Origin of the sequence: Pseudodesulfovibrio sp. 7M6 (assembly GCF_050058625.1) — a bacterium.
Classification (GTDB): Bacteria; Desulfobacterota; Desulfovibrionia; order Desulfovibrionales; family Desulfovibrionaceae; genus Pseudodesulfovibrio; species Pseudodesulfovibrio salinus.
In genome coordinates this window covers 346,785-370,200 of record NZ_CP188816.1, presented here as the reverse complement: position 1 = coordinate 370,200, position 23,416 = coordinate 346,785, and the positions used below count along the sequence as shown (strand labels likewise).

At 59.3% G+C, this 23,416-nt stretch carries 24 protein-coding genes and 1 pseudogene; 7 read left to right on the top strand and 18 right to left on the bottom strand.

Annotated elements, in window-relative coordinates:
* Positions 1-11: 11 nt before the first annotated feature.
* Positions 12-992 (bottom strand): ADP-glyceromanno-heptose 6-epimerase, encoded by a 981-nt coding sequence (gene rfaD, locus ACI0FG_RS01670; protein WP_419786821.1) that lies wholly within the window; start codon positions 990-992, stop codon positions 12-14.
* A gap of 239 nt (positions 993-1,231) precedes the next feature.
* Between rfaD and ACI0FG_RS01665 the strand changes: the two genes are divergently transcribed.
* Positions 1,232-2,281: an OmpA family protein gene (locus ACI0FG_RS01665; RefSeq protein ID WP_419786820.1), complete on the top strand. Its 1,050-nt coding sequence runs from the start codon at positions 1,232-1,234 to the stop codon at positions 2,279-2,281.
* 2 nt (positions 2,282-2,283) lie between these two features.
* Here ACI0FG_RS01665 and ACI0FG_RS01660 read toward each other — a convergent pair whose 3' ends face one another.
* The gene (locus tag ACI0FG_RS01660; protein WP_419786819.1) at positions 2,284-2,409 is read right to left on the bottom strand and encodes a hypothetical protein; all 126 of its coding nucleotides are present in this window, start codon (positions 2,407-2,409) and stop codon (positions 2,284-2,286) included.
* On the opposite strand from ACI0FG_RS01660, the gene ACI0FG_RS01655 reads away from it, so the two are divergent.
* Complete coding sequence (locus ACI0FG_RS01655; protein ID WP_419786818.1) at positions 2,408-2,908, top strand: hypothetical protein; 501 nt, start codon at positions 2,408-2,410, stop codon at positions 2,906-2,908. The two genes, ACI0FG_RS01660 and ACI0FG_RS01655, sit on opposite strands and share 2 nt — an antisense overlap.
* 217 nt (positions 2,909-3,125) lie before the next feature.
* Here ACI0FG_RS01655 and ACI0FG_RS01650 read toward each other — a convergent pair whose 3' ends face one another.
* The 5 genes and pseudogenes from ACI0FG_RS01650 to rbr all read right to left on the bottom strand — a co-directional run bounded on the left by ACI0FG_RS01650 (position 3,126) and on the right by rbr (position 5,915).
* On the bottom strand, positions 3,126-4,331 hold the full coding sequence (locus ACI0FG_RS01650) for an FprA family A-type flavoprotein (RefSeq protein WP_419786817.1): 1,206 nt from the start codon (positions 4,329-4,331) through the stop codon (positions 3,126-3,128).
* A gap of 80 nt (positions 4,332-4,411) precedes the next feature.
* The gene (gene rd / locus ACI0FG_RS01645; protein ID WP_419788339.1) at positions 4,412-4,573 is read right to left on the bottom strand and encodes a rubredoxin; all 162 of its coding nucleotides are present in this window, start codon (positions 4,571-4,573) and stop codon (positions 4,412-4,414) included.
* Positions 4,574-4,645: 72 nt separating this feature from the next.
* Positions 4,646-4,858 (bottom strand): annotated as a pseudogene (locus tag ACI0FG_RS01640) (rubredoxin); the annotation flags it as partial.
* Between the two features lie 74 nt (positions 4,859-4,932).
* On the bottom strand, positions 4,933-5,322 hold the full coding sequence (locus tag ACI0FG_RS01635) for a desulfoferrodoxin (RefSeq protein WP_419786816.1): 390 nt from the start codon (positions 5,320-5,322) through the stop codon (positions 4,933-4,935).
* Between the two features lie 20 nt (positions 5,323-5,342).
* Positions 5,343-5,915, bottom strand: coding sequence for a rubrerythrin (gene rbr, locus ACI0FG_RS01630; protein WP_419786815.1), 573 nt, complete (start codon positions 5,913-5,915; stop codon positions 5,343-5,345).
* 408 nt (positions 5,916-6,323) lie between these two features.
* On the opposite strand from rbr, the gene ACI0FG_RS01625 reads away from it, so the two are divergent.
* Entirely contained in the window at positions 6,324-6,881 is a 558-nt protein-coding gene (locus ACI0FG_RS01625; protein ID WP_419786814.1) for a NapC/NirT family cytochrome c, read from the top strand.
* A gap of 26 nt (positions 6,882-6,907) precedes the next feature.
* The gene (locus ACI0FG_RS01620; RefSeq protein WP_419786813.1) at positions 6,908-8,293 is read left to right on the top strand and encodes a multiheme c-type cytochrome; all 1,386 of its coding nucleotides are present in this window, start codon (positions 6,908-6,910) and stop codon (positions 8,291-8,293) included.
* An 82-nt stretch (positions 8,294-8,375) separates the two neighbouring features.
* Here ACI0FG_RS01620 and ACI0FG_RS01615 read toward each other — a convergent pair whose 3' ends face one another.
* The 7 genes from ACI0FG_RS01615 to ACI0FG_RS01585 all read right to left on the bottom strand — a co-directional run bounded on the left by ACI0FG_RS01615 (position 8,376) and on the right by ACI0FG_RS01585 (position 17,753).
* On the bottom strand, positions 8,376-8,774 hold the full coding sequence (locus ACI0FG_RS01615) for a Fur family transcriptional regulator (RefSeq protein WP_419786812.1): 399 nt from the start codon (positions 8,772-8,774) through the stop codon (positions 8,376-8,378).
* 242 nt (positions 8,775-9,016) lie between these two features.
* On the bottom strand, positions 9,017-11,032 hold the full coding sequence (locus ACI0FG_RS01610; RefSeq protein ID WP_419786811.1) for a methyl-accepting chemotaxis protein: 2,016 nt from the start codon (positions 11,030-11,032) through the stop codon (positions 9,017-9,019).
* 9 nt (positions 11,033-11,041) lie between these two features.
* Entirely contained in the window at positions 11,042-11,455 is a 414-nt protein-coding gene (locus tag ACI0FG_RS01605; protein WP_419788338.1) for a cytochrome c family protein, read from the bottom strand.
* A gap of 196 nt (positions 11,456-11,651) precedes the next feature.
* The gene (locus ACI0FG_RS01600; protein WP_419786810.1) at positions 11,652-14,648 is read right to left on the bottom strand and encodes an AIR synthase-related protein; all 2,997 of its coding nucleotides are present in this window, start codon (positions 14,646-14,648) and stop codon (positions 11,652-11,654) included.
* Between the two features lie 67 nt (positions 14,649-14,715).
* Positions 14,716-15,681 carry a polyprenyl synthetase family protein gene (locus ACI0FG_RS01595; RefSeq protein WP_419786809.1) on the bottom strand — a complete coding sequence of 322 codons (966 nt, stop codon included), beginning with the start codon at positions 15,679-15,681 and terminating at the stop codon, positions 14,716-14,718.
* 42 nt (positions 15,682-15,723) lie between these two features.
* Positions 15,724-16,422: a futalosine hydrolase gene (mqnB, locus tag ACI0FG_RS01590; RefSeq protein ID WP_419786808.1), complete on the bottom strand. Its 699-nt coding sequence runs from the start codon at positions 16,420-16,422 to the stop codon at positions 15,724-15,726.
* An 8-nt stretch (positions 16,423-16,430) separates the two neighbouring features.
* A complete protein-coding gene (locus ACI0FG_RS01585; RefSeq protein WP_419786807.1) occupies positions 16,431-17,753 on the bottom strand; it encodes a nucleotide sugar dehydrogenase in 1,323 nt (440 codons plus the stop codon).
* Positions 17,754-17,821: 68 nt separating this feature from the next.
* On the opposite strand from ACI0FG_RS01585, the gene ACI0FG_RS01580 reads away from it, so the two are divergent.
* Complete coding sequence (locus ACI0FG_RS01580; RefSeq protein ID WP_419786806.1) at positions 17,822-18,028, top strand: DUF2065 domain-containing protein; 207 nt, start codon at positions 17,822-17,824, stop codon at positions 18,026-18,028.
* Between the two features lie 329 nt (positions 18,029-18,357).
* On the opposite strand, the gene ACI0FG_RS01575 is transcribed toward ACI0FG_RS01580, so the two are convergent.
* From ACI0FG_RS01575 to ACI0FG_RS01565, 3 genes are all read right to left on the bottom strand, one after another.
* Positions 18,358-19,107 (bottom strand): ubiquinone/menaquinone biosynthesis methyltransferase, encoded by a 750-nt coding sequence (locus ACI0FG_RS01575; RefSeq protein ID WP_419786805.1) that lies wholly within the window; start codon positions 19,105-19,107, stop codon positions 18,358-18,360.
* The gene (locus ACI0FG_RS01570; protein WP_419786804.1) at positions 19,108-19,314 is read right to left on the bottom strand and encodes a hypothetical protein; all 207 of its coding nucleotides are present in this window, start codon (positions 19,312-19,314) and stop codon (positions 19,108-19,110) included.
* A gap of 193 nt (positions 19,315-19,507) precedes the next feature.
* Entirely contained in the window at positions 19,508-21,016 is a 1,509-nt protein-coding gene (locus ACI0FG_RS01565; RefSeq protein WP_419786803.1) for a sensor domain-containing diguanylate cyclase, read from the bottom strand.
* A gap of 137 nt (positions 21,017-21,153) precedes the next feature.
* Between ACI0FG_RS01565 and ACI0FG_RS01560 the strand changes: the two genes are divergently transcribed.
* Both ACI0FG_RS01560 and ACI0FG_RS01555 read left to right on the top strand, forming a co-directional pair.
* A complete protein-coding gene (locus ACI0FG_RS01560) occupies positions 21,154-21,495 on the top strand; it encodes a DMT family protein (protein ID WP_419786802.1) in 342 nt (113 codons plus the stop codon).
* 120 nt (positions 21,496-21,615) lie between these two features.
* Positions 21,616-22,407: an MBL fold metallo-hydrolase gene (locus ACI0FG_RS01555; protein WP_419786801.1), complete on the top strand. Its 792-nt coding sequence runs from the start codon at positions 21,616-21,618 to the stop codon at positions 22,405-22,407.
* A gap of 85 nt (positions 22,408-22,492) precedes the next feature.
* Here ACI0FG_RS01555 and ACI0FG_RS01550 read toward each other — a convergent pair whose 3' ends face one another.
* Positions 22,493-23,416, bottom strand: a complete 924-nt coding sequence (locus ACI0FG_RS01550) for a hypothetical protein (protein WP_419786800.1) — start codon at positions 23,414-23,416, stop codon at positions 22,493-22,495.

The window sequence follows — 23,416 nt, the reverse complement described above, 5'->3', positions numbered from 1 at the left end:
AATGCCTCGATTTACCGGGACCGGAGATAAGGGTTGTCCTTGTCCAGGTAATTCCGCACGTAATCGGCAGCGCCGTCTTCAAGCGACGTCATTTTTACGTCACATCCGACGTCGGCAAGCTTCTGCATATTTGCCTGAGTAAAATATTGGTATTTATCGCGAATAGTCTCCGGCATCTCGATGTATTCAATAACCGGTTCGCGTCCCATGGCCGCAAATACCGAATTGGCCAGATCGTTCCAGGCCCTTGCGGTTCCCGTGCCAACATTGAAGATGCCGTTGGCCTCGGGATGTTCCAGGAACCAGGCCATGATGTTCACGCAGTCCTTGATGTAGACGAAATCCCGCTGCTGGCCGCCGTGTGCGTATTCCTCGCGGTAGGACTTGAACAGCTTGAGCTTGCCGGTCTCCAAAATCTGGCGGTGAGCCTTGCAGATGACGCTCTTCATGTCGTCCTTGTGGTACTCGTTCGGCCCATAGACATTGAAGAACTTGAGGCAGACGACCTGATCCAGCAGCCCGGCGGACTTGGCCCAGAGGTCAAAAAGCTGCTTTGAATAGCCGTACATGTTCAGCGGCCGCAACCGGTCTATCCCCGCATGGTCGTCATCAAACCCGAACTCGCCATTGCCGTAGGTGGCCGCCGAGGAGGCGTTGATGAAACGGGCATTGTGGGCAACGCAATGGCGGCAGACATACTGCGTGTACCGGTAGTTGTTCTCCATGAGGAAATCGGCATCCTGCTCGGTGGTGGAGGAGCAGGCGCCCATGTGAATCACCGCGTCGGTCTCGAACCGATCCTCGCCCTCGAGCAGGAACTTGAGAAACTGGTCGCGGTGCAGATAGTCCTCATACTTCAGGCCCACGAGGTTATTCCATTTATCACTGGTGGAAAGGTTGTCCACCACCAGAATATCCTCGATTCCCATGGTATTGAGCTTCCAGATCATGGCACTGCCGATGAAGCCCGCGCCGCCGGTCACGATATACATAAAGGTCTCCTTCCTCTTGGGTATCCGCCCGGAGATATGGACGGCAAACGATTCTTCATACTTTTTTCCTGGCCCGGACGCAACCTGCGCATAACGTTAACTCCCTGCCGAAAATATGGAATCAATGCGATTTCTAACGCTATGCACTTGCGCACACCATACCTGTTGCGTATATTCATGGTCAGTAAAGTCAATCTGGCTTCTCCCCAACCCGGATAACCCACATAAGGAGTGGACCCATGAAGCTTTTTAAAAAACACCTCTTGCTGACCTTTGCGGCGATGCTGGTCATGACCTTTGCCTTCTCGGCTCCCGCCAGCGCCAAGATGGTCAAAAAAATTGACAATTTTCTTTTCTTTGTCGACCAATCCGGCTCCATGGCCATGAAATACAACGGCACTGGAGAGCGCAAGATCGACATGGCCATGTCCACCATCAAGGCCATGAACGAAAAAATTCCTGCCCTGAACTACAATGCGGGCCTGTTCCTCTTTGCCCCCTTTGAGGCGAAGATTCAGCCCGCCACCTACAACAAGGCAGGCATGTCCAAGGCACTGGACGCCATTGCCACCGACTTCGAAATCTTCAACCGCCAGACCCCCATGGGTAACGGATTGATGGATCTGGACCCGGTCATTTCCGGACTGTCCGGCAAGACCGCCCTCATCATCTTCACCGACGGCAACTCCAACATCGGCGCCGACGCCGTTGCACAGGCCAAAGCCCTCTACTCCAAGTACGGCAACAAGCTGTGCATCCACGTCATCAGCTACGCCGATGTTCCCAAGGGACAGATGATCATTGATCAGATCCGCGCCCTGTCCTCCTGCACCGTGGTGGCCGACTACGCCTCTCTCAGCACTCCCGCCGGTATGAACAAGTTCGTCGGCGATGTCTTCTACAAGGAAGTCGCCGATGCTCCGGCCCCGGTCGTTGCCGCTGTTCCGGTTGCCGCGCCCAGCATCTCGTTTGACCTGCACTTCGGTTTCGACAAGTACCAGATCACCGACGAGATGGTCCCGGTGCTGGAAGAAGCCAAGTCGATCCTGGCCGAGTACCCGAACACCAAGTTCGAGGTTGCCGGTCACACCGACTCCACCGGTACCGAAGCCTACAACCAGGGTCTGTCCGAGCGCCGCGCCGCTTCCGTACGTGACTGGCTCGTTGCCAACGGCGTTGAAGCCAAGGCCCTCGACGCCAAGGGTTACGGCGAGCTTTCGCCCAAGTACGACAACACAACCCGCGAAGGCCGCAAGCTCAATCGTAGGGTTGATATCCTGAACAAGTAAAGCTACAGTCGATTCCGGCCGGGCGGCACACCGCCGCCCGGCCCTTTTCGGCTGGCGGGAATCTCCGGCCGTGCACCCTGCGGATCAACCGCACCGGCCGCGGCAATCGGCCGAAGGATGAAAACCATGAAACACCTGCTCATAGCCACACTGGCCGCCTTGATGATCGGAACCATCGCCCTGCCCGCCCTGGCAGTGGGTCCCGATGCATCCATGGATTTGGCCTCGGCCGCACCCAGCGAGGTCAAAACGCCGATCAATGCGGCCACCATCCCCGCCCTGCTGGACGAAGACCTTGCCAGCAAATATGCCGACTTTTCCCGCTTTGCCAAATCCTGGATACGCTCCAGCAACCAGCACAGCGTCTGTTCCAAAAGCCGCATGAAGATCAAGCACGAGGCGGACGGAACCTACAGCGCCATATTCAACCGAAGCGATGAGAACGACGTGGTCTGCACTGTCAAGAAAAGCACCACCGGCTCCTACACCGCCGTCCTGCGGTACAAGGAAATCATCTACAAAAGCATTGCGACCTCACCCGAGGGCTGCCGCACGGCGGAGTTTGTTCCTTCTCTGATCAACCGCCGAATCCGGATTTTCAAGCTCAAGGGAAACACCTGGGAATAACCAGTATTTTTTCAGCCAGCGATGAAAGCGGACCTCGGTCCGCTTTTTTTGTGGGCAATCCTGCCTTCCGGGGAGACTAAAGGTTCCGAGCTGCCAACTGCATTTTATTTGTCTATGCCCCAGGCTTTCCATGTGGCGAAGTCCACACGCCAGCAGCAAATAAAAAGGCCCGGCTGCGCAGTGCAGCCGGGCCCCCGTAATGCAAACTCAAATCAGCTTAGGCAAGCTTGGCCTTGATGGCGGCAGCAATAGCCTTGCCCTGGTCGTAGCATTTGCCCAGCATATCGTGATCAGGCACGTTCTTGACCTTTATGCCGTCGATGACTTCCATGCCGCAATCCTCAAGCCATTGGGTGAGGATCTTGATGCACTCGCCGGACCAACCGAAGGAACCGATGGCGGAACCGATCTTGTTCTGCGGACGCAGCCCCTTCATGTAGGTAAGCATGTCGCCCATGAGCGGCAGGATGCCGTTGTTGTGCGTGGGCGAACCCACGATCACGGCAGCGGCGTCGCGTATCTCGGTCATGACATCGGAGTGATGGTTGTTCTTCATGCACATGACGCGCACGGACACACCCTCGTCGGCAAGGCCGGAGGCGACGGCCTCGGCCATCTTCTCGGTGGAGTGCCACATGGTGTCGTACACGATGACCGCCTTGTTCTTCGGCTTCTGCTCGGCAAACTCGCGGTACTTCCCCATGGCCCACTGGCAGTCTTCCGCGCCGCGGAAGATCAGACCGTGGTCCGGGCAGACCATGTCGATTCCCAGCCCCATATCCTTGATGGTGCCCAGCAGCTTCAGAACCACGGGAGAGTACGGCAGCACGATGTTGGCATAGTACTCGCCCATGAGGCTCTCCAGGGTGTGGCGGTCAACCTGGTCGGCAAACCGTTCGCTGGTGGCCCAGTTCTGGCCGAAGGCATCGTTGGTGAAGACGATCTTGTCCTCGGGGCAGTAGGTCAGCATGGAATCCGGCCAATGCAGCATACGCGCCTCAATGAACTGGAGGGTGCGCTTGCCCAGGGAGATTTCCGTACCGGTGGGCACGACCTCAACGGGCCAGTCCTTGTAGTGAAAATGCGCGGCCATGGCCTTCTGGCCCATGGGGGAAACGTAAATTTTTTCCGGCTGATATTTTTCCACGGCCAGGGCGAGGGAACCGGCATGGTCCGGTTCCAGATGATTGATGACGAAGTAGTCGATTTTCTCGCCGGGTTCGAGGGCCTGGGCAATATTGCACTGCAGAGTGCCCCAGAATTCCTCGGCAACGGTGTCCACCAGGGCGATCTTCTCGTCCTTGATCAGGTAGTTGTTGTAGGTGGTTCCCTTGTGGGCCAGGGAATAGCCGTGGAAATTGCGGCGATTCCAATCCACCGCACCTATCCAGTAAATGCCGTCTTTGATTTCACAGGGTCTCATTCTCGTCTCCGCTTATGGATCGGCGATAAAAAAAAAGGAGGCGCGATGATATCGCGCCTCGTCCGGCCGACCGGTTTTTGTTAATCTTCGGGCGTAAAATTGTCCTTGTCCGCGCCGCACACGGGGCAAACCCAGTCGGAGGGGACATCTTCCCAGGCGGTGCCGGGAGCAACATCGTTATCGGGATCCCCAACTTCGGGGTCATACACATAGCCACAAACGTCACAAACGTATTTTTTCATTGGGTCACTCTCCTTTTTTCCCTTTTTCGCAGCCTCTGCCGCGTCTGTCAACTTGGAGGGATCGGTTTCCACAGGAAGTTCACAATCCGCCTTGGAGGAGCCTGGTCCGACCAGAGGACGAAAACACTTCTTGGTTCCGCCGCATATCGGGCATCTCCAGTCATCCGGCAGATCCTCGAATTTGATTCCCTTGGGTATCTTCCCCTTCCGGTCCCCTTTGTCTGGATTGTATATGTAGCCGCAGTTTACGGTCTGGCACTGCCACATGTCTTCCGGTCTCGCCATTGTTCCCCTCCGGGATCAAAAAAGGGACGGGCACCAGCCCGCCCCTGATGGTCAATATGGGACCTTGTCCAAAACTAGGCAGTGGCCTTCCACAACCCGTGCAGGTTGCAGTACTCGCGGGCCTGCAACTCGCCGGACAGGCCGCAGATGCAGAAGGTTGCCTCGGGGGCGTCGCCGGGTTTCAGCATCTTGCTCAGAACGGTCTCGCCGATCTGAAGCTCAATCCACTCGATGTAGTGTTTCTCTTCCATGGGATGCGCAACGGAGCCGACCTTGACGGTGACTTTGTCGCCGTCCTTCTCGATGACGGGAACGTGCTTTTCCTTGGCGGCGTCGACGGTGTTTTCGGTCATGAGTTTCATTTCCTCTCCGCAACAAACCAAGTCGCCGTCACCCGCATGGATAGACATAACGATGTTGCCACAGATTTCACACTTGTAAACTTCGCCTAATTTAGTAGCCATGATTTCACTCCTTGTGGTTTCTACCAGTTGGTGTCCTTGATCTCAAAATGCGCCTGGGGGTGGTCACAGGCCGGACACTTGACCGGGGCCGTCGTCCCCTTGTGGTTGTAGCCGCAGTTCTGGCAGCGCCAGACGATCTCTTCGTCCTTCTTGAAGACACGATCGTTCTCGATGTTGGCGATAAGGGATTTATAGCGTTCTTCATGGTAACGCTCGGCCACGGCGATGTTCTCCATCACGGCGGCAATCTCGTTGAAGCCTTCCTCGCGGGCAATTTTCGCAAAGCCGGGGTACATCTCGGTGTACTCCTCGTGCTCACCTTCCGCAGCGGCTTTGAGGTTCTCCAGGGTGGTGCCTATCACGCCGACAGGGAAGGTACCGACGACCTCCGCCGTGCCGCCGGGCATGAACTTGAACAACCGCTTGGCATGTTCCTTTTCATGGCCTGCAGTCTCCTCGAAGATCTTGGAGATCTGAACGTACCCTTCCTTTTTGGCTACACTGGCCCAGTAAGTGTATTTGTTGCGGGCCTGCGATTCGCCAATGAAGGCGTACAAAAGATTCTTTTCAGTCTGCGATCCTTTCAGCGACATGAAGTCCTCCTGATTTTTTTTCGTATTCTGCCTACTGCAATGCTACTTTCTTAGCATATACCGACGAAAAGTATAACCGACAGTAGTGACATTAATATTATTATCCGTCGGCAAATTGTCAAATCTACAAATTGCATCGCTCAGTCACAATGTGAGAATGATCACTATTTAAGAAGGCGAATTCTGTCAAGCAGGGAATTCAAGAATCGCAGCAAATATAGAGAAACAGATCCATCCACTAGCGTGGCTCGTCGACCATAACACACCTAAACAAAAGACTATCCACGTCAAGCAGGGGTGTCATTATTTTCCTTGTCTCCGACTTTACATAATTTTTCCTGCGCTGCTACAGTTATTGCAAACTCCACTTTTCATCTTGCAGCCAAGAAAAATAATTATGGGGGAAATATGAAACGTGGCGTCAAATCCATCCTGCTCATATGCATCGGGGTGCTTCTGGCCTTCCCGATTTTCAGCATGACCTATTACACGATGGTCAGGACATCGACCCCGGAATTCTGCTCCTCCTGTCACGAAATCCGACCGGCCTATCAGGCCTGGAGGACATCGACCCACGCAAACAACGCGCAGGGGATTGTGGCCGACTGTATGGACTGCCACCTCCCTGCGCCACAGGATACCGTCGATTTTTTCTATTCAAAGACGCTGCACGGCATCAAGGACGTCGTTTCCCACTTTACCGGCGGAGCCGAAAGCTACGACCGGGCCGTAATGCGCAACCGCGTCTATGCGGGGCTGGACAACAGCCAGTGCATGAAGTGCCACCGCAATATCCTCTACATGCCGAAAAAACGTGGTGCCATGCTTGCCCATCGTCAGGTGCTCTACCCCCGTCCGGGGTACGAGTACCGCTGCACGGACTGCCACTCCAACCTGGTCCACGTCGATGTGACATTCTACAAATATAAACAATTGTCCGCGCCCTACCGGGCTACGGGCCTGTAATCGTCTGATCACACGGGAGGTGCTGCATGAGGACGAACATCATTGTGACGGTAGCGGCGGCGATCCTGCTCGCTCTGGCCGCGGCCCCCGCCCCTGCGGCGGACAATTTCCCGAAACAACGGGAATTCCGCATCGAACGCGGGATGCCGGAACAGGCAAAGGACTGCGTGGTCTGCCATCAACAGGCAACACCCGGCATCTTTGCCGACTGGGCCATGAGCCGACATGCGGCAGCGAACATCACCTGCCTGGACTGTCACCAGGCCCTGCCCACGGACCAGGACATCGCCACCGGCCATGAGCAATATTATTCCCGCGGCGACCTGCCCATGGGCGAAAAACAATATTTCGTCCCGATTGCCTCGGCAGTAACACCCAAGGACTGTTCACGCTGCCATCCGGACGAGGCCAAGCAATATGCTGTCAGCAAACATGCCAATACCCTGGAAATCATCTGGAAGATTGACCCCTGGCTGAACAAGGGCATGAATTCGGCCACGGAACGGCAGACCGGTTGCTTTTACTGTCACGGAACCATCCTCAAAATCAAAGACGGCAAGCTCGATCAGTCCACCTGGCCCAATGTGGGCGTAGGTCGGCGCAACCTGGACGGCAGCCTGGGCAGCTGCACCAGTTGCCACACCCGCCACCGCTTCTCCGTGATGGAAGCGCGCAAGCCCGAAACCTGCGGCCAGTGCCACCTCGGCCCGGATCATCCGCAAATCGAGATCTACTTCGAGTCAAAGCACGGCGACATCTACAAGGCCTTCGGCCAGCAATACAACTGGGATGCGGCCCCCGGCACCTGGACACCCGGCGTGGACTATCGCTCGCCCACCTGCGCAGCCTGCCACATGTCCGGCTCCGGCAAGGTTGCCACCACCCACGATGTGACGGAACGGCTTTCCTGGGAAACCCAGGCACCGCTCACCGTCCGGCCACAGGACTTCAAGCCCCTGCCTGCCAAGACCGACTGGAAGGTGGAACGCGCCAAGATGCAGCAGGTATGCGCCCAGTGCCACGGCAATGCCTGGATCGAAGGCTTCTATGCAGACTTCGACAAGGCCGTGCTGGAGTATAATGAAGTGTATTTCAAGCCGGCCAAGGCCATGCTGGACCAACTCTACGAGAAGGGGGCGCTGGACAAGACCAAGTACTTCGATGAAGCGCTTGAAGTGGAGTTCTATGAGCTCTGGCACCACGAAGGACGCCGGGCGCGCATGGGCACCATGATGATGGCCCCGGACTACGCATGGTGGCACGGGTTCTACGAATGCAAGCACCGCTACAACCGGTTCATGGAGGAGGCCCGCCACCTCATCGAAACCGGCAAGAAGGCTTACAGATACCCTGACTTCCCAAACGCCACGGGTGACACGACCCGGCCGCCGGAGCTCTTCCCCAAACAGTAGCTTCCAAGAAATGAATAACAAAAAGGGCCGGGCAACCTAATAGGTTGCCCGGCCCCTTGCTTGCGTTGACGCAGATTCGGCCTTACTGCCGATTCTGCTGACACTTGGGGCAGATACCCACAAATTCCACGTTGGTGGAATGGATGGAGTACCCGCTGGTGCACTCGCTCGGAAGCTCTGGAATCTCCACTTCGCAGTCCACATCGACAACGGCCGTGCAGACGGCGCAACGGATGTGCGGATGCGGCTCAGGCGTACCGTCAAATCGTTTCTGCGCACCTGGCGCGCCCAGCTTGAGCACCAGTCCCTTTCCGCACAGAAATTCCAGATTGCGGTAAACCGTTCCCAAGCTGATGCGTGGAATGATCTTACGAACCATGTCATAGACTTCATCCGCAGTGGGATGGGTCTTGACCTTTCGTAACTCCTCCAAGATTACCTTGCGCTGTTTGGACAGCCGGAATCCCATATCAGTACTCATTTGAATCCCCCCGTTCCGTAAAATAATAATCATTATTATTCGTGACTCTCCCCAAAGTCAAGCGAATTCCATCACCGCCATATTGTACGTAGCTCTTCAAGAGCGTTGCTCTTTTATCCTAGAATCTCAATATTCGCAAATCCCATACTTACCAGCTAGTTTTATTGGGGAAAAACTTCAAAAATAAAAAAAGGGCGGTCCGGATCACTCCCCGGACCGCCCACTTGGCTCTCTTTTCACGGCTAATTTCTGAACTTTGCCACCAGGGTCATAAGATCCTGGGCAAGCTTGGAAACCTCACCGATACTCTCGTTTGATTCGCGGATGCCGCTCAGGACCTCCTGCGAGAGTTCATTGATATGTGTGACCGAGGTATTGATCTCGTCCGACGTGGACGACTGCTGCTCGGCCGCCGTGGCAATGCCGCTCACCATGTCCGCTATGGAGTTGGAGTGGCCCACTATCTCGTCGAGCACCCCACCAGCCTCCTTGGCCATGCCGGAAGTGTTGATTACCCGCTCCTTGACCGTATCCATCTCCTTGACCACGTCGGTGGTGGACTGCTGGATAAGCCGGATGGCCTCTTCCACTTCCTTGGTGGCGGTCATGGTCTTTTCGGCCAGCTTGCGCACCTCGTCGGCCACAACGGCAAATCCCCGTCCGGCCTCACCGGCCCGGGCCGCCTCAATGGCCGCGTTAAGCGCCAAGAGGTTGGTCTGGTCCGCAATATCGTTAATTACCGCCATGACCTGCCCGATGTTCTCGGCTCGGTCGGAGAGCGAGGCCAGAGCGTCGGCCAGATGTTCCGTTATCTCGGCCACCGAATTGATCTCGGCAACGGTCTTGCCGACAACGGTTCCCCCCGAGGCGGCAACCTGATTGGCCTTTCCCGATGCTTCCGAAGTTTCGGCCGCGTTTTTGGCCACTTCCAGGACTGTGGCGTTCATCTCCTCCATGGCCGTGGCAACCTGGCCTGTCTGATCGGCCGTGGTATCCACGCCGCGGGCCAGATGCTTCATCTGCTCGGCAAGCACGTCGGAAGCCTCATTGAGGCTGTTTGCCACTTCCGTGACTTCGTTGGCCACCACCAGCAGATCCTGGCGCTGCTTCTCGATGTTCTTGCGGTCCTGCTCTTCCCTTGTCAGATCGATCAGGACACAGATGGCCCCCACGGCGCGGCCTTCGGCATCCTCCAAGGGCGAAGCTTCGAAGTGCAGCGGGGAGACTTTGCCGTCGGGACGGCGAAAATGGAACTTGCCTGAAATGGAGATTCCACTCTCAATGACAGCCGCAGCGTCGCAAGTATCATCCCCCTCGTCACACTCGAAGAGTTCCTCCACTGTACGACCGCGGACAGCGTCCTCGGACATGCCCATGATTTCCTGAAGTGGAGGATTGACGAACTGCAAACGCTGTTCAGCATCGGTTACAAAAAGGGGCACCACAATGCCTTCAAGCACACTCTTATTGTACTGGAGCTGGTCCTTGATCTGGTCCACCATCTCGGTCAGGTAGCGCGACAGGGAACCGAGTTCGTCGCTCCCCTGCACATTGAACCGGGCATTCAGGTTGCCCTGGCTTACTTCCTCGGCAGTGACGGCAATGGAAGTGATGCGGTTGACCACATTGCGGCGCATGAACAGGATAAGCGCAGTCAGCAAGGCCACGACACCAAAGACCGAGATGGCGGCGGAGCGCATCTGGTTGGTCTTGAGCGCCTGGAACTGGTCGCTGACATCCACGGTAAGGACCATGGAGCCGAGAATCTTCCTGGTATGGCCGTGGCAGTGATAGCAGGACTTGGAGTTGAGGATCGACTTGACCTCCGCAAACTGGAGCTTGCCGTCGATCTTCATCAACCGGCCCTCGGCCAGTTGTTCCTTGTGGCTCCTGTCTATCAGGGCGGGCAGTCCATCTTCCTTGCGAACCTTGGTGATGTTCTTACGCACCACTCCAGATTTCGTGGAGTAGGTTATCTCGCCCTTGTAATCGGTGAGATAGGCGCCGATATGCGAATAACGCTCGCCCACCTGCTTGAATTTGATGGCGGTTCCATCGTTGTCGCCAACACTCATGGGGTCCTCGATGGCCATGTACAGCAGATCGGCCACTTCTTCGGACGCCTTGTGCACGTCTTCCAGGGTATTGTTGTAGGTGGAATACGAATTGTAGACGAACAGGCCGGTGAACGCGGCAATGGTCAACAAAGAGGAAAGCAGAATGACCTTGATGCCCAGGGACTGACGGATGAATTGCACGGCAGCCTCCTAGTGCGCCCCGCCGAACATCAGCGGTTTGAAGTCGAACGCGGCCACGCGATCAGGATTATGGCATCCCTCGCAGTCGGAAAGCTGAAGCTTGGCCTTGATGAGATCGGTATCACCGCCGGACTCGACGTGATCGGCCCCAGGCCCGTGACAGGTCTCGCAACCGGCATCGGCCATGGCAGGGGTTTCCTCAAAGCTGACGAAACCGCCCGGCTTGCCGAATCCGGTCATATGACAGTGATAACACTCTTCCAGCTCTTCCTTGGTCAAATCACCCGACATGAGTTTGACCGCGTTGCCGGAATGTGCCTTTTTCGAATACTTTTTATAGTTGCTATACTCATTCGGGTGACACTCGGCGCAGGCCTCGCTCCCGACATATTGCCCGGAGCTGGTCTTTCCCACGCCCTTCATCACCACACCGACAAGCACCAGTGAACAAAGCAGGGCCAGACCGCCCTTCAACCAGCCAGATTCCAACATGCACCACCCCCAGCACACGAAACCATATGAATCGATCCCTACCGCCAGTTGGGATTCGCCCCTCCAATAACTATACGCTATAGAACCTTTTTTCTATCAGGTAAAGTACGCAACTTATTTTGACTTGTTACCAGTTCAACGGGGCCTTGAACGCCTCGGCCAGTTCTTCCACCGAGGTTTGCAGGACAACTTTCCCATCCGACTCCACCAGCAGGGTCGCCCCATCTGCGACCGTACCGATGCAAGCCAGAATCTGCCCGGCGAAGAGTGCCTCGAAGGCATCTTTGCTGGCAGCGGGAACCGAAACCAGCAGACGACTGGCCGATTCGGCATAGAGCTTGCCCGTCGCGTCCAGTTCACCAACAACCGGCACGCTGTCCAGGTTCACCGACGCGCCCATCCGGCCACCGATGCACATCTCGGCCAAAGCCACGCCCAGCCCGCCGTCCGAGCAGTCGTGACAGGCGGAGATCAGCCCGGCCTGCGTTGCCTGGAACACGGCCCTATACCGCGCCTTGGCGGATACAACGTCCACCTGGGGCACCTGTCCGCCCGAGAATCCGAGCTGCGCCGCAACTTCGCTGCCCCCGAATTCGGGCCGGGTAATACCCAGCAGATAGATGGCGTCCCCAGCCTGTTTGAAATCAGAGGTCACGCACTTGTTCACGTCCGGCACCACGCCGATGACCGAGAACAGGACGGTCGGCGGAATGGAAATCTTGCGTCCGCCGCCCTTGTAGTCGTTCTTCATGGAGTCCTTGCCGGACACGCAGGGAACGCCGAATCCGAGGCAGTAATGCGCCAGCGCCTGGTTGGCACGCACCAGCTGGGCCAGCTTGTAGTGACCGTCGGGCGTGGACTCGGACTGGACCGGGTCGCACCAGCAGAAGTTGTCCACACCGGCCATGCAGTCCACGTCGCCGCCAACTGCCACGGCGTTGCGCACACCCTCGTCAATGGCATTGGCCATCATCCAGTAAGTATCCAGGTCCGAGAACTGGGGACAGATACCGTGGGAAACCACCAGGCCTTTGTCGCTGGACAGTTCCGGCCGGATGACACCCGCATCGGACGGGCCGTCGGCCTTGATGCCCACCATGGGCTTGACCGCGCTCTTGCCCTGCACCTCGTGGTCGTACTGGCGCACGACGTATTCCTTGGAGCAGATATTCAACCGACCGAGCATCCCCTTGAGCAGTGCGCTCTGGTCGCTCACGGCCGGTACCGGCTCGTCCGCAATCTCCGGGCGCTCCCACACGGCGGTCAGCTCCATCTGGGGCACGCCGTGATGCAGGAAATCCATATCCAGGCAGGTGACGACCTTGTCACCGTACTTTACCAGATAGCGGCCGGAATCAGTGTAGGTGCCGAGCACGGTGGATTCCACGTCCATCTCGGCGGAAAGGTCCATGAACTCCTGGAGCTTGTCCTGGGGCACGGCCATGGTCATACGTTCCTGGGCCTCGGAGATAAGGATTTCCCAGGGGCGGAGGCCGTCATACTTGAGCGGGGCCTTGGACAGGTCCATCTCGAACCCGCCGCAGTCCTCGGCCATTTCGCCAACAGAGGAGGACAGACCGCCCGCTCCGTTGTCGGTGATGGCGTGGTACAGGCCGCGATCACGCGCCCGCATCAGAAAGTCGTACATCTTACGCTGGGTGATCGGGTCGCCGATCTGCACGGCCGTGGCCGGGCTGCCCTCGTGCAACTCCTCGGAAGAGAATGTCGCGCCGTGGATGCCGTCCGCGCCGATGCGGCCGCCGGACATAACGATGGCATCACCCACCTCGGCCATTTTCTCATAGGACGGATGTCCCGCCACGGTCACCGGCATGGTGCCGATGGTGCCGCAGTAAACCAGCGGTTTGCCCAGGTAGCGCTCGTCGAATACGATGGAACCGTTGACCGTGGGAATGCCGGACTTGTTGCCGCCATGCTCCACGCCCTCGCGCACGCCCTCGAACACACGACGGGGGTGCAGCAGCCGGGGCGGCAGTTCGCCCTCGAAGAACGGGGAGGCGAAGCAAAACACATCGGTATTGCACAGCAGGTTCGCGCCCATGCCCGTGCCCATGGGGTCACGGTTGACGCCCACGATGCCGGTCAGGGCTCCGCCGTAGGGGTCCAGGGCGGAAGGCGAGTTGTGCGTCTCCATCTTGACGCAGACGTTGATGGTCTCGGAAAACTTGATGACACCCGCGTTGTCCTTGAACACGGACAGGCAGTAGTCCCCGCCCTCGCGGGTGGCGGCATTGCGCTCTCGAATCTGCTTGGTGGAGTTCTGGATGAAGGTCTTGTACAGGCTGGAGAACTGCGCCTTGGTGCCGGTCTCCTTGTTTTCGTAGTCGATCTTGGCGGAAAAAATCTTGTGTTTGCAGTGCTCGGACCAGGTCTGGGCCAGCACTTCGATCTCGGCGTCCGTAGGATCGGTGGAAAGTCCCATGCCCTCACGCTCGGCGCGCACGGCCGGTTCCGCGTACCAGTCCCGGATCATGTGCAGCTCGCGCAGCGACAGGGCCAGGGTATTGGCCCGGGAGAAATCCATGATCTCCGCATCGCTCATGGTGGAAAGCGGAATGATGGCCACCTCGTCGCACGCCTTGCCCGTCACCCGGGCGGCCTTGGCCTCGAAACCGGGGTCCTTGGCCCACTGTGCGGCGGACTTGAACTCGTAGCGCTGGATCAGCTCGTTGGCCAGCAGGTCGCGGGCGATGCGCAGGGCGCTGTCCTCGGCCATGTCGGCCGTGACCAGATACTGGCGGGAGGTGTAGACCTTGACGCCTTCCAGCGCCTTCTTGTCCAACCCCAGGACAACGCCCAGGGTCTCACGGGCAGTGCGGCCCTCGTTGTCGGTCACGCCGGGGCGAAAACCCACCTCGATGATCCAGTCGAAATCACGGGCCAGCGGCGCAAGCGAAACCTCGTGCAGCACGGGGTCATGCAGGGCGGCCCGTTCAATGGCCAGATCTACCTGCTCGGGGCTCAGTCCTTCCAGGGTGTAGACATTGACGATGCGCACACCGTCCACGCTCATACCCAGTTCGCTCCGGATCTTGCGGGCGATCTTCTCACCCAGCACGTCCCGCACGTTTTCCTTCAGGCCGACGACGACACGACACAGCATGGTCTTTCTCCTCAAATCACGTATGGCAGCTGAAAAGCCGATTCCCCACTCGGAAACCGGCCTTGAATCACTTGGTTCTGGTCAGCACAAAGTCCGCGGCCTGCCCCAGCACGGTCACGGCTTCGCTCTCCCCCAGGGAGGTCAATGTTGCCTTGGCCTTTTCCACAAAGACGGCGGCCTCGGCACGGGTCTTGTCCGCATATTTTCCTGCCCGCACGCGGTCCAGCACGCTCTTGCACTGTTCCTCGGTCAGACTCTTGTCCCGCAGCCCGGCAAGCAGTTCCCCGCTACCGGCTCCGTCCTCCTCCATGAGGAGAATGAGCGGCAGGGTCACCTTGCCTTCGCGCAGGTCGCCCCCTTCCGGCTTGCCGGTTTCGGAGGTCGGGGAGGCGTAGTCCAGGGCGTCGTCCACCAGCTGGAAGGCGATGCCCAGGTTCAGGCCGAATTCTCCGGCCGCGTCCTCCTGCTCCGGGGTGGCCCCGGCCAGGGCGGCCCCGCACCGGCAGGCACACTCGATGAGTCGTGCGGTCTTGCCGATGATGATGGCCATGTAGGTTTCGCGGTCCAGGGAGGGATTGCGGGAAAATTCTATCTCTTCGATTTCGCCCACGGCAGTGTCCATAATGCCCCTGGCCAGCAGCCAGGAAAGCCGGGCATTGCCATAGCGCGCGCCCATCTCGTTGGCCAAGGCGAGCAGCGCGTCACCTGCCAGGATGGTCTCGGTGCGGCCGAACTGGATATGGGCCGCCACCTTTCCGCGCCGGAGTTCGGCGTCGTCCAGGTAGTCGTCATGGAGCAGGGTGGCGGAATGAAGCAGCTCCAGCGAGCAGGCAATGGCGTGGTAGTCATCCTTGCCGTACCCCAGAGCGCGGGCAAAAAGCAGGGTAAGCACCGGCCGGATGCGCTTTCCGCCCGATCCGATGATGTGCTTGGCCACATCGCGGACCAGCCCGTTGAGCCGATCCGTCTCGGCATCGAGAAATCCGTTGATCGCGGGGAGTTCCCGCTCGAAATAGCGCAGCAAGTCGTTCATATCAGTCCAGTATGGCCGTTTGCCCGTCGGAAGTAAAGGTTTCTACGCCCCGGATAAAAGGTGGCGGACAGCATTGCCCAGCCCCTTCAGCGCGCCCCCGACATCCCATTCGTCGGCGGCCCGGGACCCCACCAGATTGGAGATGGTCCGAAGTTCCAGAAAAGGCACTCCCTGCCGGACGGCGGCGAGCGCGGGGCCGAAGCCCTCCATGTTCTCAACATCCCCGGTGTAGGCGGCCGAAAGCCAGCCAGCACGCTCCGGGGTACCCGTCACCGAGGAAACAGTTACGGACGACGCCCGTCCCCATGTTTCTCCCAGATGCAACCCCATGCGTTCCGCGTCGTTGGTCGGGTTCAGGTCCACCCGATCCCAGACCGGCTTGCCGTCCAGAGTCTCCTGCGGAAAGCCGATACCCTCGGCATCAACACCCCCGTCCTCGTCCAGCAACCCATATTCGGGCCAGATTTCCCGCCATGCAAAACAGGCGGAACCGAGGGGGAAGTCGCCCGTATTATAGGCTCCGGCTATGCCCACAACGAGCACGCCATCCACGCCCGGCCTGTCCAGCAGACGTCCGGCGTGCAGCGAGGCATTGACCAGCCCCACTCCGGTAACGCAGAGCAGCAGGTCGCGCCCGGCAGTCGAAAAGGCCACTTCCCGTCCCTGTTCCAGGGCCGGGGCCCCGGCATGGCCGAGGGCGGCATGCATTTCCTTGTCCGTGGCGGCGAGAACTACGAGCATACCGTCTCCTACAGCCGCCACCAGGCGATGCCGGCCGCATCCAGCGCGGCCCGATCAAAAAATCCCTTCACGTCGATGACCAGCGCGGTATCCGGGGACTTGAACCAGGACAGAAGTGCTTCCGGCGTGAGCGACTTGTACTCGTCATGCCCCACGGCCAGAATCAGTGCGTCCAGATCGGTCATGTCTTCCATGGCGCACAGTTCCACGCCCAGTTCCTCCCGCGCCTCCTCGGGATCGGCCATGGCATCGTGCACCAGCACGTCCACGCCGTAGTCCAGGAGTTCCTCCAGGATGTCCACCACGCGGGTGTTGCGCAGGTCCGGCACGTTCTCCTTGAAGGTCAGGCCGAGCACGCCGACCCGCGCGCCCTTTACCTTGCAGTCGTTCTGGATCAGCCGCTTCACTGTGGTCTCTGCAATGTGCTTGCCCATGGCGTCGTTGATGGTCCGCCCGGCCAAAATAACCTGGGGATGAAAGCCCATGGCCTCGGCCTTGAAGGTCAGGTAGTACGGGTCCACGCCGATGCAGTGGCCGCCCACCAGACCGGGGCGGAACGGCAGGAAATTCCATTTGGTGCCCGAGGCCTCCAGCACGTCCAGGGTGTCGATGCCCATGCGGTCGAAGATCATGGCCAGCTCGTTCATCAAGGCGATGTTCAAATCGCGCTGGGTATTCTCGATGACCTTGGCCGCCTCTGCCGTACGGATGTTCGCGGCCCGATGCGTTCCGGCCTTGACCACGGAGCCGTAGACCGCCTGAAGCAGGTCGCCCGTAGGCTCGTCCTGTCCGGCCACCACCTTGGTGATGGTCTCCAGGCGGTGCACCTTGTCGCCGGGATTGATGCGCTCGGGCGAGTAGCCGACAGTGAAGTCCACGCCGCACTTGAGGCCGGACTCGCGCTCCAGAATCGGAACACAGATTTCTTCGGTCAGGCCGGGGTAGACCGTGGATTCGTAGCAAACCACGCTGCCCGGCGTCAGGAATTTGCCGACCGAGGTGCTGGCGCCGATAACAGGCCGCAGGTCGGGCGAGCGATTCTCGTCGATGGGGGTGGGCACGGCCACCAGGATGACGCGGGTCTTTTTCAGGTCCGCCAGATCCGCCGAAAAGGTCAGGTTTACATCGTCTCCCACGGTGGCGAAATCCACCTCGCCGGTACGGTCGCGCCGCTCGTTCAGCTCATCCACGCGCCGTTGCGACACATCGACGCCAATGACCCGAAAATGGCGGCCCAGGGCCACCGCGAGCGGCAGGCCGACATAGCCCAAACCGACTATGGCCAGCGCATCGTCCCCACGCTTCAGTGATTCGAATGTTACCATGCTCATATCTTTGATCCGTCTCCGTATTGTTCCTTCAGGTGGACACCAGTCTGCATCCCGGCTATCACCGGAGAATGAACATAGACTGGCCCCTTCTCATCATGGCGGTTGGACTCGCCTTCATCTTCGAGGGCATTCCCTACTTCCTGTTCGCCGAGCGTATGCCGCTTATGCTGGTCAAGCTGGCGGAACAGCAACCGAAATTTCTTCGCTTCATCGGCCTGGCGGCCATCATCCTCGGCCTGCTCGTCGTATCGCTCGGCCGCTCTCTTACCTTCTAGCGGTCGGGCTGTCGATAGCGGCGCGTCTGCGTCGTTGCCGGGCGCAAAATCGATCCTCGACGTAGCGCTGCTACGCCTGCGGTCGTTTTGTGCCCGTCGCCTAGCATCCGCACCACTCTCGCCAGCCCTCTGCTGGCAAAAAGCCTTCGCCTTGACGCGGCGGCCGTGGAATGGCCTCTGGCGGCCCTGCGGGGAGCCAATGCCTCCGGCGGCCCTGCCGGGGGCCAATGCCTCCGGCGGCTCAAGAACCTTTTGGAAAAGGTTCTTGAGAATCTCCAAAACTCTTTGGTTCGCTTCGCGTTTAACGCATCCAACCTACTTGCGAAAAGCTACTGTTTGGGCTTTTCGCCTACGTGCAGGTAAACGATGCCCGACATCATGGGCACGGCGTATACCCGCTCAAACCCGGCGTCCAGCATCTCCCTGGCCAGGGCGCGTTCGTCGGGGAAATGTTTGATGGTCTCGGCCAGGTAGCGGTAGGCATCGGGATCGCCGGAAATGCGGTCGCCGATGAATGGCAGCAGCTTTTCCAGATAAAAATTGTAGAGGCCCTTCCACACGCGGCGGCTGCCGGTGCCGAACTCCAGGATGCACAACCGCGCGCCCGGCTTGAGCACGCGCAGGAACTCCGCGTACGCCTCCTCGCGGGGCAGGATGTTGCGGATACCGAAGGCGATGGTGGCCGCCCCCATGGATTCGTCGGGCAGCGGCAGGCAACGGCCGTCCGCCTGTACCGGGAAAATGACGTTCTCCCGCCCCTTCTTCAGCTTGCGCCGCTTGCCGTGGGTCAGCATGGGCAGAGTGAAGTCCAGCGCCGCCACCTTGCAGGAAGGGTACTGGCGCATCAGCTCCACCGAAACGTCCATGGTTCCGGCGGCAAGGTCGAGGATCATCTCGCCCGGCTTGGGCCGCGCGGCCTTGGCCAGACGGTAGCGCCAATAGATATCCTGGCAACCGCTCAGGGCGTGATTGAGGAAATCGTACCACCCGGCGATACGGCCGAACATGGCCTCCACCCGTTTGCCGTGCTCGGCGTGAGTGGTGGCTCCGGTGGCGGATTCACACTGCGGCTTGGCCATCTAGTCTTCCGCCCCCGAATCATCCAGCTCCAGTTCGTCCTCGCGGGAACCGTCCCCAGCCGTCTCGCCGGAGATGGTGCGGATGATGTCCTTGTAGATCACATCGAAATTCTGACCGAAATTGGCGGGGGAAATACGGCCCACCTCAATAAATTTGATGACCACTTCCTTGGCCACCTGGAGGGCTTGCTTCTGATATTTGTCCATTTGCCGGTCTCCCTGTCTTCAAAAGGAAAAAACCGCCCGGTGGGAAATGGCCTTGACCAACGCAGTCAGGGTATCCGGGCGGGAAAAACGAAAGAAACCGAAAAGCCCCTTTCATTTTTGCGAATCCGTATCATGCGCGGGGGTGGAAGTCGAGCGATTGGGGGCGCTTCAGCGGAGACAGTCTGCCGCCGGACTACTCGCCACTCCGCCTGTTCCGATCCAGGCAGGCCCCCTCGGGAGCGGCCATCAGGCAGTTGCGGCCGCCGCGCTTGGCCTCGTAGAGGGCCAGGTCCGCGCTTTCGATGATGCGGGCCGGGTCCGCCACGCCGCCCTTGTGTTCGGTTATGCCGACGCTGGCAGTCAGCAGGATGCGCTTGCCCTCGAAACGGCAGGGCGAATTGAGCACGGCCCGGCGCAGGCGATCGCCTATGGCCCGGGCCTCCTCCAGCACCACGCCGGACAGGAGCACGGCAAACTCGTCGCCGCCCAGCCGGGCGATGATGCCCTGGTGCGACAGGGTTTCGTCACACACATGGACGAAGTGGCGCAGGACCTCGTCACCCGCCACATGGCCGTACCGATCGTTGATGCCCTTGAACCAGTCAATGTCCAGCAGCAACAGCGCAAAGCTCTTGCCCGTGTCGAGTCCCTGGTCGATGTGCTCGCGCAGCGTGCGCAGAAACATACGGCGATTCATAACGCCGGTCAGCGAATCGGTGACCGCCTCCCTGCGCAGCCGCTCCTCTTCCAGCTTGCGGGCGCGAATGTCCACGGTGATGCCCGCGAACTGCTCGGGAGTGCCCGAAGCGCCACGGCGTACCGTGCCTATGAGTTCCACCCAGCGGATGTCTCCGCAATCCATATACAGACGGACATCGTGACGGAACACGTTCTTGCCCTTTGAAAGATGGTCACGGGCAAAGACGAGCAGTCCGTGACGGTCGTCGGGATGCACCCAGTGCAGGGCGCTGCGCAGCGGCAGGCGGAAGTTGTCCGTGGCCGTGGGCACGGAGTGGATCAGTTCGGCCGAGCACCAGACCTGCCCGGTCTTGAAGTCGTAGGCCCACGCCCCGGAGTCGGTAATCCGCCGCAGGATGTCGAGCTGTTTGCGCTTGGCCGAAAGCCTGTCGTGCAACACGGCGTTGGAAATCAGGTACCCGGCCACACGAAGCAACGATATCTCCACGTCCGACCAGTCATAGGCCCGCTCGCAGTCGTCGAACCCCAGGGTGCCCCACCACTCGTCCTCCACCATCACCGGGATGGTCAGCATGGACTTGATCTTTTGCACCACCTGGCTGTCGCGCAGCCAGCCGGGTTTCAGGTCCTCCGTCAGGACCTTTTGCCACTCCCCGCGCTTCCGGCTCTCGATGAGGTCCCGGTAGCCGGGCCGGTCGATGGGATTCGTGGACATGGAAAACATGGGCATCCCGATCTGCTTGTAGCGCGGCGCGGCGGCCCACTCGAAGGTATAGTTCTGGGTGATGTGCGTGTCGGTCAGGCGGATAGTCTGGAATATCCAGACCCGGCTCACGCCCGTGATCCGGCCCAGGGATTCCAGCAGGTCGTCCACCCCGTCCGGCCATCCCTTGCCCGAAGTGAGCGCTTCGGCTCCCCGCGCAATGGTGGCCAGCAGCTTGGCATTGGTCCCGTCCTCGTAGGATACACCAAGCCCATCGAATTTACCGGTAGTGATCGACATCGCCACTGCTTTGCAACTCGCCGTGGTAAAGTCAAGAGGATGGCCTTAAATTCGTCTTTATTATGGACGGCCGGGCAAAGCTGTCATATGCACTGTCGTCCCATCACGGCACACACCATTGCAATCCGGGAGATCGCATGAAGATAACCCTGCTCACAGCGCTCATGCTCACCTGTTCCAACGTGTTCATGACCTTTGCATGGTACGCCCACCTCAAGGACCTGCACAGCCGCCCATGGTATGTGGCCGCGTTGCTCAGCTGGGGCATCGCCCTGTTCGAATACATGATCCAGGTCCCGGCCAACCGGATGGGATACACCACGCTCACCCTGCCCCAGCTCAAGATCATGCAGGAGGTTCTGGCCCTGGCCGTATTCGCACCGTTCTGCATCTTTTACATGGGCCAGCCGCTCAAGTTGGACTACCTTTGGGCCGCCCTCTGTCTGCTGGGCGCGGTCTATTTCATCTTTCGCGCCTGAGCCTGCCCGGCCGGGAGGTGTTCCTTTTCCGACCACATGACACATCCGTTGAAATGACATAACCGGAATGGATGTCATGGCGACCACCGTGTGAGGTTGCCCACGCAAAAGGAGCAGGATGTGTCTGATTCGACGATAGTGACTCTGGTGGCCAACGCGGGTGTGCTGGTAACGCACGGAGATACGGGCTGGCTGGTGGACGGCGTCCACGACGAAGGCGGACACCCCTTCAGCCATGTGCCGGAGGCGGATTTGGTGCGGATGCGCTTCGGTGTCGCGCCCTTCGAAAAGCTGGACCACCTGCTCTTCACCCACGAGCATCCCGACCACTTCACCCCCGGGCTGGTTGCAAAGCTCATTGCCAAACGAAAGGTGCAGAGCATCTACCTGCCCGGCGCGGCGCACGGTTCCCCGGCCATGGCCGACCTGACGGCACAGGCCGAAGCCCAGGGCATCGCCATCCACCCCCTGAGTCTGGCGCCGGGAGAGACCGCCCGGTTCGACCTCGGCAACGGGACAGAGATAACCGCCATCGGCACCCGCCACATGGGACCGCAGTATCAGGCGGTGCGCAACGACTGCTACCTGCTCACCCTCGGCGGATGCAACCTGCTCTTCACCGGCGATGCGGACCATGTGCCGGAGTATTTTGAAAAGGGGCTGAAGGACGTGGACCTCGACGCAGCCTTCGTCAATCCGATCTTCTTCCACCATCCGTCGGGCCAGGCCATCATCGACACCGTCTTCCGCCCGCGAGAGGTCATCATCTACCACATGCCCTTTGCCGGGGACGACACCCTGCACTTCACCTACATGGTAGGCCGGGACATGACGAAATACGCCCGGCCGGACCGCCGGGTACGGGTTTTATCCCAGGAAGGACAGCAACTGCGCATAGGCGGCGAGGAATAAATTCAGCCGCCGAAGCCGCGTTGTCGTGCGAGGATATGGCCCGTCCACACGCCCTGCGGGCGAGGCAGGATCAGGCCCGCCTCCGTCAAAAGGTGAAGTGTAATCCCATTCTTCCGCCCCAGGCATCGCTCAACTTGTGGGATGAGGACTGGCGGCCGGAAGAGTCATAGAGAATATACTGGCGGCCGTAGTTGTATTCCGGCCCGATGAAAAAGGACCACTGCTTGTCCAGGGCATAAGTCAGCGACGCGCCCACCGCGGATCGGCGCACGCCGAGAAAACCGTTGCGCCGCACCGGGCTGTCCGGCGAGAGGCGATAGGTCTTTTCCGCACCGGTCAGATACAAGCTGAACCCGATGGAATCCTTGCCCTCGGCGATATCCGGCATCAGCCCGGTGGCCCGCAGGGTATCGCGCAGGGATTTTTGAGAAACAGCGACCACCACACCAGCCTTCACATCGCCGAACAAGGCATCGCTGAGTGCGCTCAACGCCACGGTCTTGGCCGAAAAGCCGAGCATCCACCCGTCCCAGAACTCATAGGCCACACCGCCATCGATACCGGCACCCACCGCGCCGGGGAACTCGCTCTCAAAGGAGGAGGACAACTCCCCGTTGAGCCAGTAGTGCCAATGGTCGCCCACGGTATTGTTGAGCACCCTCGCCTGCGCCGACACATCATAGAGGTCATCCCAGGGAGAACGGCCCTCGCCCGAGGAGAACCGGACATCGCCCTTGTTCTCCCAAAAAAAATGCGAGTTGCCGAGTGACAGGCTGAACCGGGAATAGTCCGCCTTGATCTCGGTCCGGGCCACGCTCACGCTGCCCAGGCCGTTGGTAAAGTCAGACTGTCCGATGTAGCTGAACTGGGTTCCGACACGGAGCCCGTCCTTTTCGTCATTGGGACGGGTGAGGACAAATCCGGGCGAGGAATTGAACTGGGGATCATCGGCCCAGGCAGGCACCACGCAGGACAAAACAAGGAACAGGGATAGAATTACACGCCACAT